Annotated in this window: 9 protein-coding genes; 8 read left to right on the top strand and 1 reads right to left on the bottom strand. The window is 62.9% G+C overall.

Features of this window, described 5'->3' with window-relative positions; genetic code table 11:
* The first annotated feature begins 79 nt into the window (after positions 1-79).
* From BLL38_RS14125 to BLL38_RS14105, 5 genes are all read left to right on the top strand, one after another.
* Positions 80-4,651: a coiled-coil domain-containing protein gene (locus tag BLL38_RS14125; protein ID WP_076963099.1), complete on the top strand. Its 4,572-nt coding sequence runs from the start codon at positions 80-82 to the stop codon at positions 4,649-4,651.
* 48 nt (positions 4,652-4,699) lie between these two features.
* Positions 4,700-5,692, top strand: a complete 993-nt coding sequence (locus tag BLL38_RS14120; RefSeq protein WP_076963098.1) for an AraC family transcriptional regulator — start codon at positions 4,700-4,702, stop codon at positions 5,690-5,692.
* 147 nt (positions 5,693-5,839) lie between these two features.
* The gene (locus BLL38_RS14115; RefSeq protein WP_076963097.1) at positions 5,840-6,874 is read left to right on the top strand and encodes a histone deacetylase family protein; all 1,035 of its coding nucleotides are present in this window, start codon (positions 5,840-5,842) and stop codon (positions 6,872-6,874) included.
* Positions 6,871-7,962, top strand: coding sequence for a polyamine ABC transporter substrate-binding protein (locus tag BLL38_RS14110; RefSeq protein ID WP_076963096.1), 1,092 nt, complete (start codon positions 6,871-6,873; stop codon positions 7,960-7,962). The genes BLL38_RS14115 and BLL38_RS14110 overlap by 4 nt, the downstream gene beginning before the upstream one ends.
* A 114-nt stretch (positions 7,963-8,076) precedes the next feature.
* Positions 8,077-12,687 (top strand): dermonecrotic toxin domain-containing protein, encoded by a 4,611-nt coding sequence (locus BLL38_RS14105; protein WP_076963095.1) that lies wholly within the window; start codon positions 8,077-8,079, stop codon positions 12,685-12,687.
* Positions 12,688-12,690: 3 nt separating this feature from the next.
* On the opposite strand, the gene pdxR is transcribed toward BLL38_RS14105, so the two are convergent.
* Positions 12,691-14,226 (bottom strand): MocR-like pyridoxine biosynthesis transcription factor PdxR, encoded by a 1,536-nt coding sequence (pdxR, locus tag BLL38_RS14100; RefSeq protein ID WP_076963094.1) that lies wholly within the window; start codon positions 14,224-14,226, stop codon positions 12,691-12,693.
* A gap of 103 nt (positions 14,227-14,329) precedes the next feature.
* Here pdxR and BLL38_RS14095 point away from each other — a divergent pair, with 103 nt between their 5' ends.
* Genes BLL38_RS14095 through BLL38_RS14085 form a run of 3 tightly spaced genes read left to right on the top strand, consistent with a single transcriptional unit; the run spans position 14,330 to position 16,090 of the window.
* The gene (locus BLL38_RS14095; protein WP_076963093.1) at positions 14,330-14,965 is read left to right on the top strand and encodes an FMN-binding negative transcriptional regulator; all 636 of its coding nucleotides are present in this window, start codon (positions 14,330-14,332) and stop codon (positions 14,963-14,965) included.
* Positions 14,962-15,408: a GNAT family N-acetyltransferase gene (locus BLL38_RS14090; RefSeq protein WP_076963092.1), complete on the top strand. Its 447-nt coding sequence runs from the start codon at positions 14,962-14,964 to the stop codon at positions 15,406-15,408. Before BLL38_RS14095 ends, BLL38_RS14090 begins: the two co-directional genes overlap by 4 nt.
* A 10-nt stretch (positions 15,409-15,418) precedes the next feature.
* Positions 15,419-16,090, top strand: coding sequence for a GNAT family N-acetyltransferase (locus tag BLL38_RS14085; RefSeq protein WP_076963091.1), 672 nt, complete (start codon positions 15,419-15,421; stop codon positions 16,088-16,090).
* The last annotated feature ends 3 nt before the right edge of the window (positions 16,091-16,093 follow it).

Here is a 16,093-nt window from a genome sequence, read left to right as displayed (position 1 = left end):
GACTGGCCGGCCCCTAGCATGGAACACCCGAGTGGATACCTCGGGCCGTTTCCATCTACCGGCAAGACAGGGATGCCCCATGACCACGCCTCACTCAACCGCCTCATCATCGCCCGCCCAAGCCGCCAACCTGCAGCAGGCACTGCTTGCGCAGCTGTACGCGGGCCCCTCATTCAGAGAAGTGGCGGCGGTGCTATTGCGCCAAAGGCTACAGGAACAGCACCCGACACTGGACCTTGACCCCGACACCACCCTGCTGGGCACGCCCACCTGGGAGATCGTCGATGAACAGATCGTGCGCGGCCCAACCACCTACCAGCCGCTGAGCGATATCCTGGCCGAACAGGCCGTATTGGCCCGGCCGACCGAGTGTATCGAAGGCGAGCATTTCCTCACCCGGCACCCCCTCACCGAGCCGCCAACGCACCTGCCGGTGCGGATTGTCGACATTGCCCATACCCTCAACATCCTGGCGCCGGTCATGCTGCGCGCCTTCCAGGCGCAGCAGGTGGACTACTGGAACAAGAGCGATGGCAATGGCCCCCATTGGCACGAGCTGTCCAATACCTTGCGTACCGCGTGGAACGTGCATCAGGTCGAGGGCTGGAGTGACCGCGACTGCGCCATGGCCCGCCTGCTGTTCCACGCCCCGGCCCGCCTGGGACGGCTCAACGATCCCTACAACATCCGCGCCTGCCTGATCGATATTGACCAGGTCGATGGCACGCAGGTGACCCATCTCAATGAGTTCTCCATGGCCGTGTTGATCAGCCAGCAGGCCGGCCAGGACGTCATCCTCACCCACTCCCTGCTCAGGGGCTATGAGAAGTTCACCTCCCTGGCACAACTGGGCCAGACCCTGCCCGAGCGCCTGACCCCTTCAGCGACACGCCGACAGCTCCAGTGGCGCCTGTTCGAGCCCGATGGCAATTTTTTCGATCATCAGGCCATCAACCTGATCGCGTTGCAGGTTGCGGTCATCGGCGCACTGGATTTTTCCGATCTCCAGTCGCCTGACGCCCCACCCGCCCCCATCCTCAGTGAACTGTCCGGTGATCACGAGATGGACCGGGCCTGGTACCAGAGATCGCTGCCCGACTGGTTGCGGGAAGCCTCCACCTCAGACCTGAACTTCTATGCGCGGCACTTGAAGGATTTGGCCGTGCAGCAAAGCCTCAACGGCGCAGCCTCCTATCAGGACGATATTCCGTCCATCGAGCCCTATGCGCTGAGTGTGCTGAAAGCCGAAATGCTCAAGCAGCATCCCGAAGCCGCCCACCTGCCGTTGGAGCAGCTCACCCTGCGGGTCCAGAGCCCGGTGGTCTGGGGCGCGTTCATCGTCCCCGGCAGGACCGACACCACACTCTTGAGCCTTAGCGAGCTGGCCCTGCAGAACCTGATCGCGGTGCCTGTCGGCAACAAGACATTGCAGTGGAAAAGTGTCCAGCCACTACCGGCATGGCTGACTGTCGATTACCTCGAAGGGCTCATCACTCAAGCCAATATCGGCCAGGCTTACCCGGCGCTGATCAAGAGCAAACTGCTGGAGAACCCCAGCGAAGCCTCACGGCGCAAAACCCTGTATGAGCAACAGATGCGTACGCAACTACCGCTGTTGGCCCTGCAAAACAAGATCCGCCAGGAACACGGGCTGGACGAGCAAGGCTACCGCTACGTGTCTGCACTGATGCAAGCGCAAGCCACAGACCGCCGGGTGGATGGGCAGCCGATTGTCATCCGGCCGCTGGCCTTCATCCCCGAACGCCGTGCGCTCTCCACGCCGGATACGGTCGCCAACATGTATGTGATCGGCCCCCGGGACCCGTCCGCCGGCCCCTGCCTGCTGTATCGGCCGTTGTTTACCCCCACACTTGCCCAATACCCATCCCCGACCAACCTGCTGTATGCCATTGCCCAGTCCCCCAGCCTGCGCAGCTCGGTGCTGGCCTGGTTGCCCGACCCGGTGCGCAACGAATACGCCAACTATGTGTTCCCCGGCGACCTGCCATCGCCCTGGGCCGTCGCGGACTTCCTGGTGGATACCTCGACACTGTGGACCATGAGCGGGCCCATGCGCCTGGACGACAGGGCTCTGGACGGTGAGTGGTTCAGTACCCTGTACGAAGCCAACGCCCGCGCACTGACCACGCTGGCTGACCGCCAGTCGGTTTCCAATGCCGAAAACCGCTGGGCCACCTTCAAGCAAGCCGGCTGGCTGATCCTCAATACCCTGCTGCCCTTTACCAGCCCTGCAGTGGCCACCGGCACCTGGATCTGGCAGGTCGTCGAGCAATTGCAGCAGTTCGTCGATGCCCGCGAGCAGGGCGATAAACCCGCACAGTGGGCGGCCTTCACCGATGCCCTGCTGAACCTGGCAATGGCGATCACCCTGCATATCAGCACGCGCTTGCACCCCGGCGCCCATAAAACCGAGCCCGAGCCAGGCACACCTGCGGTAGAACATCAGGTCAAGGTCAAGCAACTGGATACCCTGGCTACCCACGAACTGCCGCCAAACCATGCTCAACTGCTGCACACCAGTGGCGCGGTGAATCGTGCGCCAGCAACCCTGGGCAAGGTGCTGGACAGCTTCAAGGTCAGCCAGCCACAAGGTCTGGGCACCCCGCAAACCCAAGCGGGCCCGTACCAATACCTCTCTCGCCTTGGCGAAAAACACTACGCCCAGGTGGGCGAGCGCTGGTTTGAAGTAACGACGGACGAGGACGATACCGTGCTGATCATCGACCCCCGGCAACCCGCGCGAACCGGGCCGCCGCTACTGCACAACGCCGCCGGCCAGTGGTTCGTCGACACTCGCCTGCGCCTGCGCGGGGGTGGCCCCAAGCGCATGATCAATAAAGCTGAGGCCGATGCAACGCTCAAGGCGACCGAGGTGCGACGCAAACTGACCGCCTTCGAGAACGCCAAAAAGACGGCCCAGCATGAGCTGCAACAAGCGCGCCTGGCGATGAGCGACGTTGTTGGCACCTCCGCCGGCGCCACCAGGCGCCAGGCCTACCTGGACAAACTCGACAGCCAGAGTGCGGACTATGAAGCGGCGCTGCAACAGCTCAAAAGCCTGAATGTGTTTACCCCGCTCCCCGATTACCCGCAAAGGGCACTCAGTTATGTCAAGGCTCAACTGGACCTCACCGATGCCGGCATCCGGGAAGCACAGACCACTTTCACGCCCAAGCTCAGAACCGTGCTCGATCACATTGAACTCCAGGCCCACACCCCCCAGAGCCGGCAGATAGAAGACGCCCGGCAGATGACGCAGATGAGCGAGGACATGATCGAACGCCTGGAGTACACGCAAACACGCTTCAGCCAACTCCAGACCCTCGCCCAGGACGGCCTGCGCCTGATTCAGGACGCCAAGAAAAAATTGCCCTCCTACACCAGTACCGACCTCAAGAGCCTGCAAGTGACCCTGGCCCGCAATCTGTGCCTGAAAGAAGACACCACCGAGCCCACCGCCTGGGCCGCCCTCGACGATATTGTCGACAGCGCCGACCTGTCGGTGCAGGCCTTGCGCGATACCGTGCAGGAGCGCAGCGAGTCCCGGCTGGACGAGCGTATCGACAGCCTGGGCAGCCTGATCGAGCAGTTCAAGGTCATCGACGAACGCCTGGAGGATTTCCCCCAGGAGTTTTCCCGGCAGGCCCTGCCCGGCCCCGTCGAACGCCTGCGGGAACGGCTGCGCGGGTTTGCCCGCGACGCCCTGAGCCACCTTGCCATACTGCATGCTGAACGCGACATGCTGAGAAACCGGCCCACGCCTCCCGCCACACCCCCCAAGCCCCGCAAGCGGTTTATCCATACCCGCTACAACGGCGTGATCATTGGCGAGACGCGCCTGACAGCCCTGGGGCTGGAAACGGACCTGGTGGACGTCAAGTCACCGCTGACCCAGCAGATCATCGCCACGTTCCACGAGAAAAGCCCGAACGTGTGGGTACAGCGCGTTACCTCAACGCCAAGCAAGGCCGCCGTACCCGATCTGTCGACCAGCCTGGCACAGGGCCGAGCCCTGCTGGACGGCTTGGGCGCGTTCAAGCACAGGGCCAGCGAGCAGGCGAGCAAGCCGGATCGCACGGCGGTGGGCATCGAATACTTGTACCACCGCCATGCGTTGCTGCTGGAAGAAACCAATCAACATATCGAAGAGGCGCTGACCCGCAGTAACGTCACGGACAGCCAAGCGCACCCGGCAACCGTCCTCGGCAAACAACTCGAGAAGGCCGCGAGCGATCTCTACGATCAGGCCAGCCGTTACATGACACGCATGATCAAACAGCATCCGCCGACCACCGCCGGGGTTGAATGGCTCAAGGACCGCAACCTCATCGCCATCAAGCAATCCATCAAGCGCCGCCGCCTCAAGAGCCGCGAGCCAGACTACCTGGACGAATACATCATCACCGAGCGCAGCACCCACGAAGTCCTCTGGTATGCGCATTTTCATTATTCGGCCAACTGGACACCCGCCAAGTCATTCCTGTCCGCGCGCTTGAAAACAACCCACGAGTATCGCCAGGGCCCGGCGGCCGACTCCATCAAAGGGCTCGACGAACAGCAGCAAATTGCCTACTACCGGAGCGAGATCAACCTGGAGACCGCCAAGCGCTTATTTTTTGACCACAAGTAGGCGGCACACTCCTTGCTGGCTCTTGCCCAACCCTGGCAGGACTCACCGATGCTGCACTCGCACCTGACAACGCTCAATGCCGTCTCGCTGATACTCGATACCTTCAAGGCCGAAGGCGTCGCGAGCGACCTGTTGCTGGCCGGCAGCGGCATCTGTAGCGCCGACCTGAGCCGGCCCGACCCGCGCATCACCACCAACCAGGAGATGCGCGTGTGTGCCAACGCCGTGGCCTTGCGCCGGGATATCGGCCTGGAACTGGGCCAGCGCATGCATGTGTCGTCCTACGGCATGCTCGGCTACGCGCTACTGACCAGTGCCACCTTCGGTGACGCTTTGCGCCTGGCCCTGCGCTACCCGGCGCTGTTGGGAACACTTTTTGCGTTGAACCTGGAGCAAGACGGCCAGCACCTCTGGTTTACCGCCAGCGATTACCGGGAAAACCCGGCGCTGGCCGCCTTCAATGTCGAATTCTGCCTGGTCTCGTTGAAAGTCATCTGCGACGACCTGCTGGGCCACGCCCTGCCGTTGCTCGGCGCCCGCTTTGAATACACCGCGCCTGACTACCGGGCGCGTTATGCCGAGCGCTTCGATTGCCCGCTGCAGTTCGACGCCAGCACCAATGCCTTTGCCTTCGACCGCCATTGGCTCGATCAACCGCTGCCGCTGGCCGATGCCATCACCCACCGCGCCATGGCCGAGCGCTGCCGCAAGCAAAACACCGAGTTTACCGGGCGCCAGGCGTGGCTGGGGCGGGTGCGCCTGTTGCTGGCGGCGCAATTGAACGTCGCACCGGGCATCGATGGCCTGGCCGCGCAGATGAATTGTTCGCCGCGCACCTTGCGCCGCCACCTGCACGACCTGGGCTGTAGCTATCAGGAACTGCTGGATGAACTACGCTTCGAGCGAGCCAAACAGTTGCTGGGGGAGGATGAACTGCCGATCTACTGCATTGCCGAGCAGTTGGGCTTTAGCGAAACCGCGAGTTTCCGCCATGCCTTCGTGCGCTGGAGTGGCGTGGCGCCGAGTCAGTTTCGCCCTTGAGCCTCGCGCAGTGCGCCTGCATGGGGCGAATAACGGACACATTCTTTGGCCATATTTATCCCCTTTTGGCCGCTCCTGCCGTTCTCCAAACCTGCCCGCCCCGCAACACTGCAAGGCATCTCAACCCGCCTGCGGAGAACAATAACCATGCTGACGATCTATTCAGACGATCATCACCTGCACCACGGCCGTTGCGAATTGATGGACGGGCAACTGATGCCCTGCTTTGAAATGCCCTCGCGCGCCGACCATGTGCTGCAACGGGTCAAGGACCGTGAGCTGGGCCCGGTGCAAGCGCCGCAGGACTTTGGCCTGGCGCCGCTGCAACGCATCCACAGCCGCGACTACCTGGATTTTTTCAAAGGCGCCTGGCAACGCTGGACGGCCTTTGGCCAGGACGGCGACCTGCTGCCCTACACCTGGCCCGCCCGCACCCTGCGCCGGGTGTTGCCCACCAGCCTGCATGGCCAGTTGGGTTACTACAGTTTCGACGGCGGCGCACCGATCACCGCCGGCACCTGGCAAGCGGCCTACAGCGCGGCGCAGGTCGCGCTGACGGCACAACAGGCGATCCAACACGGCGCCCCTGGCGCCTTCGCCCTGTGCCGGCCACCGGGGCACCATGCCGCCAGCGACTTGATGGGCGGCTATTGCTACCTCAACAACGCTGCCATCGCCGCCCAGGCCTTTATCGACCAGGGCCACAGCCGGGTTGCGATTCTCGATGTGGATTACCACCACGGCAACGGCACCCAGTCGATCTTTTATGCCCGCGACGACGTGCTCTTCACCTCGATCCACGGGCACCCGGAAGCGGAGTTTCCGTTTTTTCTCGGTTATGCCGATGAGCGGGGCGAGGGGGCCGGCGAAGGCTTCAATTTCAATTACCCGCTGCCGGCCGGCTCTGGCTGGGCCCAGTGGAGCGCGGCGCTGGAGCAGGCCTGCGAGGAAATCGAGCGCTATGGGGCCGACATCCTCGTGGTCTCCCTGGGGGTGGACACGTTCAAGGACGACCCCATTTCCCAGTTCAAGCTCGACAGCCCGGACTACCTGGCCATGGGCAAGCGTATCGCCAGGCTCGGCAAGCCGACGCTGTTTGTGATGGAGGGCGGCTATGCCGTGGAGGAAATCGGCATCAACGCCGTCAATGTTCTTGAAGGTTTTGAGGGGGCAGCTAAATGAATAGGCTCAAGTCTCTGCTGCTCTGCGCTGCGATATTGAGCAGCGCCGCCCAGGCCGAAGAAAAAACCCTGCGGGTCTACAACTGGTTCGACTACATCACCCCCAAGGCCCTGGAAGACTTCAAGGCGCAGAACCCGGCGATCAAACTGGTCTATGACATCTTCGATACCAATGAAGCCCTGGAGGCCAAGCTGCTCACCGGCAACTCCGGCTATGACGTGGTGGTGCCCTCCAATGTGTTCCTGGCCAAGCAGATCGAGGCCGGGGTGTTCCAGGCGCTGGACCGCAGCCAGTTGCCCAACTGGAACCACCTCGACCCCAAGCTGATGAAGCTGATCGAGGCCAACGATCCCGGTAACAACCATGCGGTGCCCTACATGTACGGCACTATCCTGATCGGCTTCAACCCGGACAAGGTCAAGGCCGCCCTGGGCGCCGATGCACCGGTGGACAGCTGGGACCTGATCTTCAACGAACAGCACATCAAAAAGCTCAAGCAGTGCGGCGTGGCGCTGCTGGATTCACCCTCGGAAATCCTGCCCCTGGCCCTGCAGCACCTGGGCCTTGACCCCAACAGCAGCCACCCCGGTGACTATGAAAAGGCCGAAGCGCTGCTGCTGAAAATCCGCCCGTACATCACCTACTTCCACTCCTCCAAATACATGGCCGATATTGCCAACGGCGACATCTGCGTGGCCGTCGGCTACTCCGGCAGCTTTTCCCAGGCCGCCAACCGGGCCAGGGAAGCCAGGAACGGGGTGGTCGTCGATATGCGCCTGCCCAAGGAGGGCGCACCGATCTGGTTCGACATGCTGGCCATCCCCAAGGGGGCAAAAAACCCGCAGGACGCCTACACCTTTATCAACTACTTGCTGCAACCCCAGGTGATCGCGCCCATCAGTGATTTTGTCGGTTACCCCAACCCCAACAAAGACGCGACCGAACACGTCGACGTGGCGATCCGCAACAACCCCAACCTGTACCCCACCGACGCGGCGATGGCCACGCTCTATACGCTCAAGCCCCTGGGCCGCGATGCCGAGCGGGCCAGGACGCGCGCCTGGACCAAGATCAAGTCCGGGACCTGACCGGGGATGGCCGGGGGCAAATCCCCGGCCAGGCTTATTTATCTACCGTCTTCCCGATCACACCAGAAACTACTGTGCAGCTCTTCACGCCTTACACCGGCCAAGGAGCTGCACATGCCCGACAACTCGACCCAGGACAACCACCACGCCCCCAGTACCTACGAACTGCTGACACAGTTGAGCACCGGCCCCACCATCCGGGAAGTCGCCGCCAACCTGTTGCGTTCAGCCCTCAGGGAGCAATACCCGACACTCATGATCGACCCGGACCTGGCCATGGTCATCACGCCCCATTGGCGTATCGCCCCCTATCTCATCCAACCGGCACCGCCGTCTGCCCAGTCGCTGACCAGCGTCCTGGCTCGCCAGGCCCTGTCGCCTGAGCCGGTGATCTACATCGATGGCGAGCATTACCTCACGCTGCAACCAGACGTACGTCCGGCCCTGCATCTACCGGTCAAGATCGATGCCATCGCCCGCCTGATCAATGAGCTGTCGCCGTTGATATTCGTGGCGTTCCAGGAACAGCAACTGGACCACTGGAATGCATCCAATGACACCACAGGCCCTCGCTGGCAGCGGCTCTCCCAGTCCCTGCGCAACATGTGGAACCTCACCGCCCTGGAGGGCTGGGATGAACACGACTGCGCCATGGCCAGGATGCTGTTCCACTTTCCCGACCCGCTCAGGCGCCCGGGATTCGACCCCTATCGGCTCCGGGCCTACCTGGTGGACATCGATGCCTTGCACGACAACCGCTTAACCCATGTCGGCCTCACAGACATGGCGGTGTTGATTGGCGAGCATGAGCGGCGCCAGCGGATCCTCACGTATTCGCTGGCCGACGGGTACCGGAAATTCGAGTCCCTGGAGCGCCTCGGCGCAGCGCTACCTTCCAGTGTGGTGCAGTACCGTCCAGACGTGACGCTGCAGTGGCGGCTGTACGAGCCCGCCGGCAACTTCTTCGACAGCACGGCCTGTGCCCTGATCGCCCTGCAACTGCAGGCCATCGGCTCACTGGGCTCCTCCGACCTTGAAAAACCGCCGGCGCAGACCATGCCCGTGCAGGCCGTCACACGGGTCTTGCCGGTGCTTGAAGACCTCAGCGATCAATCGTTGTCGAACATGCACCAGATCCATGAACGGCTGCCCGACTGGCTGGCCAATGCGTCGGACCTGGACGTGACGACCTACAGCCGGTACATGACCGAACTGGCCCAATTGCATACCCAGTCCCGTGGGCGCTCCTTTCGCGACGGTATCTTGCCGATCCGCGACTACGCCCGCGAACACCTGCAAAACCGTCTTCGCGAGCACCCCCAAGGCGCTGGCCTGAATGTGGACAAGATCCAGGTCAGTATCGAAAGCCCGGTGCTCTGGGGCACATTCATCCTGCCCGGCGCCAGCGATACCACCCAGCACAGCCTGATCGACCTGGCCCTGGCAAACCTGACCGGGCTGCCCACCGGCCAGGCCAGCGTACGCTACAACGGTGGCCCGGCCCCCGAATGGCTGTCGTACAACTACCTTAAAGAGCTGATCGAAACCCTGGACATCGGCGAGCACTACCCGGCGCTGATCAAACGCACCCTCCTGGACAACCCGGCCGAAGCCCAAGACCGCCAATTGCTCTACACCCGGCACTTACGGCTGCAGCTGCCATTACTGGCCTTGCAGTGGAAGATCCAGGGCCGCAACGGCCTTGACGAGCGCGGCTACCGCATGGTCGCCGCCGCCGTACAGGCCCAGGACCATGACCGGCAAGCCGACGGGCAAGAGATCGTCATCCGGCGCCTGGCGTTTATCCCGACCCTGCGCCCCGGCCAGGAACAGGACGTGGTTGCCAACATGTTCGTGATCGGCCCCCGCGACCACACCCAAGGCCCCTGCCTGCTGTATAGCCCGCTGCTGGACCCGGTGCTGGCGCAATACCCGTCGCGGCAAAACCTGCTCTATGCCATCAAACACCACCGCACCTTGCGCGATGCCGTACTGGCCTGGCTGCCCGAAGACATACGCTTCAACTACGAACAGTATGTCTTCCCTGGCAAACTGCCTTCACCGTGGACCGTCGTGCAGGGGTTGGTGGAGCCGCAGGTGGCGGTGCAAATGAGCGGGCCCATCGCCCTGAGCGATGAAGTGCTCGGTAACGATACCCTGGCCACATTGTTCCAGGCCCACGCCCATGCCCTGGTTGAACTGGCGACCCGGCAGTCGGTGTCCAACGTGCAGAAACGTTGGGCAAGCTACCGGCAGATCGGCTGGCAGCTCTTCAGTGCGACATTGCCCTTTATGGGCCGCACCGTCGGCATCGCCGCCTGGATCTGGCAAATCATGGATGACCTGCAAACAGTGGCGCACAGCGAGCCCAGCGCTGACGAGCAACCGGCCTGGACCGCCCAGGTCGACCTGCTGCTCAACCTGGGCATGGCGCTGCTACTGCACGTGGCGCTACGACACCCCGACCCGGTAGACACCACCAAGGTCCGTCCCTTAGAACCTGGCCTCAGCCTGGTAGAGGAACCTGAAAGCCTGCCCCCGGTAAAAAAAATCCTTGTGGTGCGACAACCCGATCTGCCCACCGTCGAACTCCCTGCACACCATCAAGGCCCCCTGCACATCAGCGGTGCGCTGAACCGCACGCCCTCCAGCCTGGGTGCAACCCTGGACCGCTTCAAAGTCAGTCAACCTGCCGGGCTGGGCGAACAGGTCAAAGAGCCCGGGCCGCACCTGCACCTCTATGCCCTTGCACATAAATGGTACGCAAACGTCGGGGAGCGCTGGTTCGAGGTCAAGGTGGATAGCAACGACAATGTGATCATCATCGACCCCACCCACCCCTCGCACACCGGCCCCTTGCTGGTGAGTAATCTGGCCGGCCAGTGGTTTGTCGATACCCGCCTGCGCCTGCGCGGTGCCGGTTTCAGGAACCGCCGGCAATCGGCCCGAGACAAGGCGCCCTCGCGCATCAGTGACCTACGGGAAAAACTCAACAAATTCGACGCCGACGAAAAACGCGGGCAAACGGAAGTGTCCCAGGCACGGGCGGCGATCGACCCGGTGCCCGGGCCGTCCAGCAACCGGCAGCGCCAAGCGTTCCTCGATAAGGTGGACAGCCGCCTGGCGGACTATGACGTGCCCATCCGGCAGTTGCGGTCGCTGAACATCATCGACACGGTGCCCAACTACCAGAGCAGCATGATCGACTATCTGCGCAAGCAACTGCTGCTGACACGCTCTGCCATCGCCGAGCGTCTACCGATATTTCGCGACAAACTGGTGGGGACCGTGGAAGACATCGAAGCCATGACCAGCCTGGATATAAAAAAGCGCACCGAGGTCGCACAGACCATGGCTGAACTGAACCTGGATATGATCAAGCGCATGGAGTACACGCAAACCCGCTACCGTGAGCTTGAAAGCCTTGGTGTAGAAGGGGCGAAGGTGATTCAGGCCACCATACGGGCCTTGCCCGATTTCAGGATTCACGACCTCAAGGCCCTGCAACTGACCCTTAGTCGCTACCTGTGCATAGGGGAAGGCAGTGGGGAAGCCTTCACCGATACCTATATCCAGCTCAATGACATCATCAATATCGCCGACCTCAACGTGCAAACGTGGATCGAGACCCTGACCGAAACCCATATCAGCAACCGGGACGAGCGCATTGAGGTACTCAACAGCCTGGTCGAGCAGTTTGCACTCGTCGATCAACGCCTGCTGGACCTGCATGCCGAACACCCGGAGTACGTGCTGCGCGAACCCCTGGAAACCCTTCGCCAGCAAGTCGAGCAATTCAACCAGCCCGCCGTGCGGGAACTGGCGCTGCTGCTCAGAGAAAGAAAAGCCCAGGTGCCCAAGCCCGGCACTTCAAGAACACCGCAGACACCCAGGCGCAAAGTCATCAAGACGCGCTTCAATGGTGTGATGGTGGGCGAACCGCGGGCGGCCCAAAGCGATCTGGTCGACATCAAGGCACCGGTGACCGGCAAGGTCATTGCGACCTTTCACGAAAAAAGCCCGGGGGTCTGGGTCGAGCGCCAGAGCCCGTCTTCAAGCCGGCGCGAGCCACAGACCCGCGACCTGGCGACCAGCATGGAGGCTGGGCAGACACTGCTCAATGAAGAACCCACCTCCACCCTGCGCACCTTGGAACATGCAAAAAAAGCCGGACGCATCCCGGTGGAAATCGAAGAAATGCTCCATCAGTACGCCGCACGCCTGGAGCACGCAGCGAGCGCCATTGAAGAAGCGCTGACCCGGCTCAACCTCACAGACAGCGACAACCCATCGGCCGCCACCCTCAACCGCAAACTCAACGACACAGCCCAGCGGCTCTACGAGCAGGGCACAACCACCCGCATCCGCATGACCAAACAGCAACCGCCCACCGCCGCACGGGTGGAGTGGCTGCATGCCAAGGGGTTGGTAAAAATTGCCAAGGTCGTCACCCGCCGGCGCCTCAAGGGCCCCGGCAAAAACTACCTGGACGAATACGAAGTGCGCGATCACCAGACTCACGCCGTGCTGTGGTATGCCCACTTTCACTATGAATCGCCCACCGCCGCCCCCGAACACTTTAGCGCCGGCCACCTGAAAACCCGCGACCAGCAAAAACTCGGCGGCGCGATCCACCGTACAGGCTTGAGCGACCGCGACCAGATCGCCATTTATCGCAGTGAAATCAGCCCGCAATTGGCCCGGTCACTGTTCTTCCAAAGCTGACCGTCAACCGACCTGCCATGCCCGACGCAGCCTGGCCAGGGCCTGGGCGATGGCGGCTTCGGGCACGGCGGCAAACCCCAGCACCAGGCCGGCACGCGGGTTGCCCGTAGGGCTGGCGTCGGGCAACCAATAGCTGCTCAGGCCATTGATCTCGACACCCGCCCCATGGGCCTGGGCCAGCAATTGCGCTTCACGGGCCAGGCCCTCTACCCGCACCGTGAGGTGCAACCCCGCCGCGACGCCGGGCAGGCTGCCCATGCCCGGCACGTCAGCCGGCCAGCCGGCGAGCAAAGCATTGCGCCGACTCAAGGCAGCGCGGCGCATGCGGCGGATATGCCGCTGGAAGTGCCCGGCCGCCATGAACTCGGCCATCACCGCCTGGGTGCTGACTTCCGAGTGCCGCACATCCACGGCGCGGCGCCGGGTGAAGGCGTCCACCCACCCGTGTGGCAGTACCAGGTAGCCCAGGCGCAACGCCGGGAACGCCACCTTGCCGAACGTCCCCACATAGAGCACCCGGCCACTGCGGTCGAGGGCGGCCAGCGGGGCCAGGGGCGCGCCGCTGTAGCGGTACTCGCCGTCGTAGTCGTCCTCGATGATCCAGCCGCCCGTGCGCTCGGCCCAGGCCAGCAACTCCAGGCGCCGGGGCAGGCTCATGACCACCCCAGTCGGGTACTGGTGCGAAGGCGTGACATAAGCCAGGCGGCAGTCGTGGAGCGCGTTCAATGCCTGGCAGTCGATGCCTTCGGCGTCTACCGCCACGCCCTCCAGTTTCGCCCCGGCAATGGCGAACGCATGCCCTGCCGCCCGATAGCCGGGATTTTCAAGCGCCACGCGATCCCCGGGCGCCACCAGCAGCTGTGCACAAAGGCTGATTCCCTGCTGTGCGCCGCTGGTGATCACTATTTGCTCAGCGCTGCACTGCAGGCCTCGCGAACTGCGCAGGTAGGCGGCGATCAGCCCGCGCAGGCGCTCGTCCCCCGCCGGATCGCCGTAGCACAGTTGCTGCAGGTCCGGTTTGCGCCAAAAAGCCGCATTGAGCTTGGCCCACACGTCAAACGGGAACAGGTCAAAGGCTGGTACACCTACGCGAAAAGCCCGGGGCGGGCCCGTGGGTGGCAAGGGTAAATGGTTGGTTTCCAGGCGCCCCAAGGCGGGGCTGTGGATAACTTTCCTGGGGGAAATTCCAGGCGGATTGGCGTGAATTGTGGATAAGGTTGGGGATAAGCCTGTTGATAACCCTGTGGACAGTTTTGTGGATAATTTTTCTGCCAGTTGCGCCACATAGGTCCCATCGCCGACCCGTCCCTGGATAAAGCCCTCGGCATACAGCTGGTCGTAGGCCCGTACCACACTGTTGCGGGAAATCGACAACGCCGCCGCCAGATCCCGGCTGGCCGGCAACCGGGTGCCGCTGACCAGCCGCCCATCCAGCACCCGCTGGCGCAGCGCTTCGTATAACTGCCGCGTCAGGCCCTGACGGCGGTCCAGTTCGATTCCGGCCGGGTTGAACGACAGCGGGGGCGCTAACGGGGGCATGGCATGGACTCCGCACATTGGACCCATGAAATGGATCAAAGATGGCTCTTACAACGAACCATTAGCCTGCCTAGGATGCTGCCATTCGCCAAGGAAAATATTCATGTACACACCCCGCGCCTTTGCCCTCGACGACTTGCCCGAAATACAGCAACTGATCCGGCACACGCGCCTGGCGCAGTTGGTGACCTTTGGCGAACACGGCCTGCAAGCCAGCCACTTGCCGCTGCTGCTCAACCCGGATGAAGGACCCAACGGTACGCTCTATGGGCATATGGCCAAAGCCAATCGCCAGTGGCAGGACCTGCAGAACGGCAGCCAGGCCCTGGTGATTTTTGCCGGTGCCGAGGCCTATATCAGCCCGGCGTTTTACCCGACCAAGGCCGAGCACGGCAAAGTGGTGCCCACCTGGAATTACCTGGCGGTCCATGCCTATGGCCAGGCCGAGGTGTTCACCGAAGCCGAGCGCCTGCTCACACTGGTCAGCGCCCTGACCGACCGCCACGAACGCGGCCGCGCCCAGCCCTGGCAAGTCAGCGACGCACCCGCGGACTACATGGATGGCATGCTCAAGGCCATCGTCGGTTTCGCCCTGCCGATCCAGCGCCTGCAAGGCAAACGCAAGCTCAGCCAGAACCGCAGCGCAGCGGATATCGCCGGCGTGCGCCAAGGGCTGGCTGCCAGCCCTGACGTGCGCGACCAAACCCTCGCCCGATTCATTCCCAAGGAGCCCACATGAGCCCGATCGCAATCCGCCGGGTAAGCGCCGCCGACCACGCTGCCTGGTTGCCGCTGTGGCAGGCCTACCTGCGCTTCTACAACACCGAGCTGCCGGACGCGGTCAGCACCAGTACCTGGCAACGCCTGCTCGACCCCAACGAGCCGACCCATTCGGCCCTGGCCTGGCAGGACGGCAAGGCGCTGGGCCTGGTCAACTTTATCTACCATCGCTCCAACTGGAGCATCGAAAGCGCCTGTTACCTGCAAGACCTGTTCGTGGAGGCCGCCCAACGCAGCACCGGGGTCGGTCGCACACTGATCGAGTTCGTCTACACCACCGCCAAGGCCGAGGGGTGTTGCAAAGTCCACTGGCTGACCCATGAGAGCAATGCCACTGCGATTGCGTTATACGAGCGCATCGCCGAACGTCCCGGCTTTATCCAATTTCTCCACGGCCTTTAAGGAGCAACGCATGTCGACCTCACTCGCAGACTGGAAAGGTGCCCCGGCGCCCACCGCCCAATTGATCGAAGGGCGTTTTATCCGCCTGGAAAAACTCGACCCGGCCCGCCACGCCGATGGCCTGTGGCAGGCCCTCCAGGGCCCCGGCGCCGATCCCAAGCTGTGGGACTATTTGCCCTACGGCCCATTTCCCGAGCGCGCCGCGTTCGACGCGTGGCTGGACAACCACGCGGCCAACAGCGACCCGTACTTTTTCAGCGTGCTCGACCGCGCCAGCGGCGATGTGCAGGGCCTCCTCAGCCTGATGTCGATCGTCCCGGCCCAGGGCCGCATCGAAATCGGCCACGTCACCTTCGGCGCGCCGATGCAGCGCTCGCCCAAAAGCACCGAGGCCGTATACCTGCTGGCCCGGCACGCGTTTGAGCTGGGCTACCGGCGCCTGGAATGGAAGTGCAACAACGCCAACGCCCGCTCCAAATACGCGGCCGAGCGCCTGGGCTTCAGTTTTGAAGGGGTGTTCCGCCAGCATATGGTGGTCAAGGGGCAAAACCGCGATACGGCGTGGTATTCGATCCTCGATGGGGAATGGGCCAAGGTGGGCGCGGGGTTTGAGGCGTGGCTGGGCGAGGCTAACCAGACGGCGGATGGGCAGGTGAAAAGCCTGACGCAATGCCGGGGCTGACAC

Origin of the sequence: Pseudomonas gessardii (genome assembly GCF_001983165.1) — a bacterium.
Taxonomy (GTDB): Bacteria; Pseudomonadota; Gammaproteobacteria; order Pseudomonadales; family Pseudomonadaceae; genus Aquipseudomonas; species Aquipseudomonas gessardii.
Note: the sequence above shows the minus strand (reverse complement) of the source record. Positions and strands in the feature narration are given on the sequence as shown.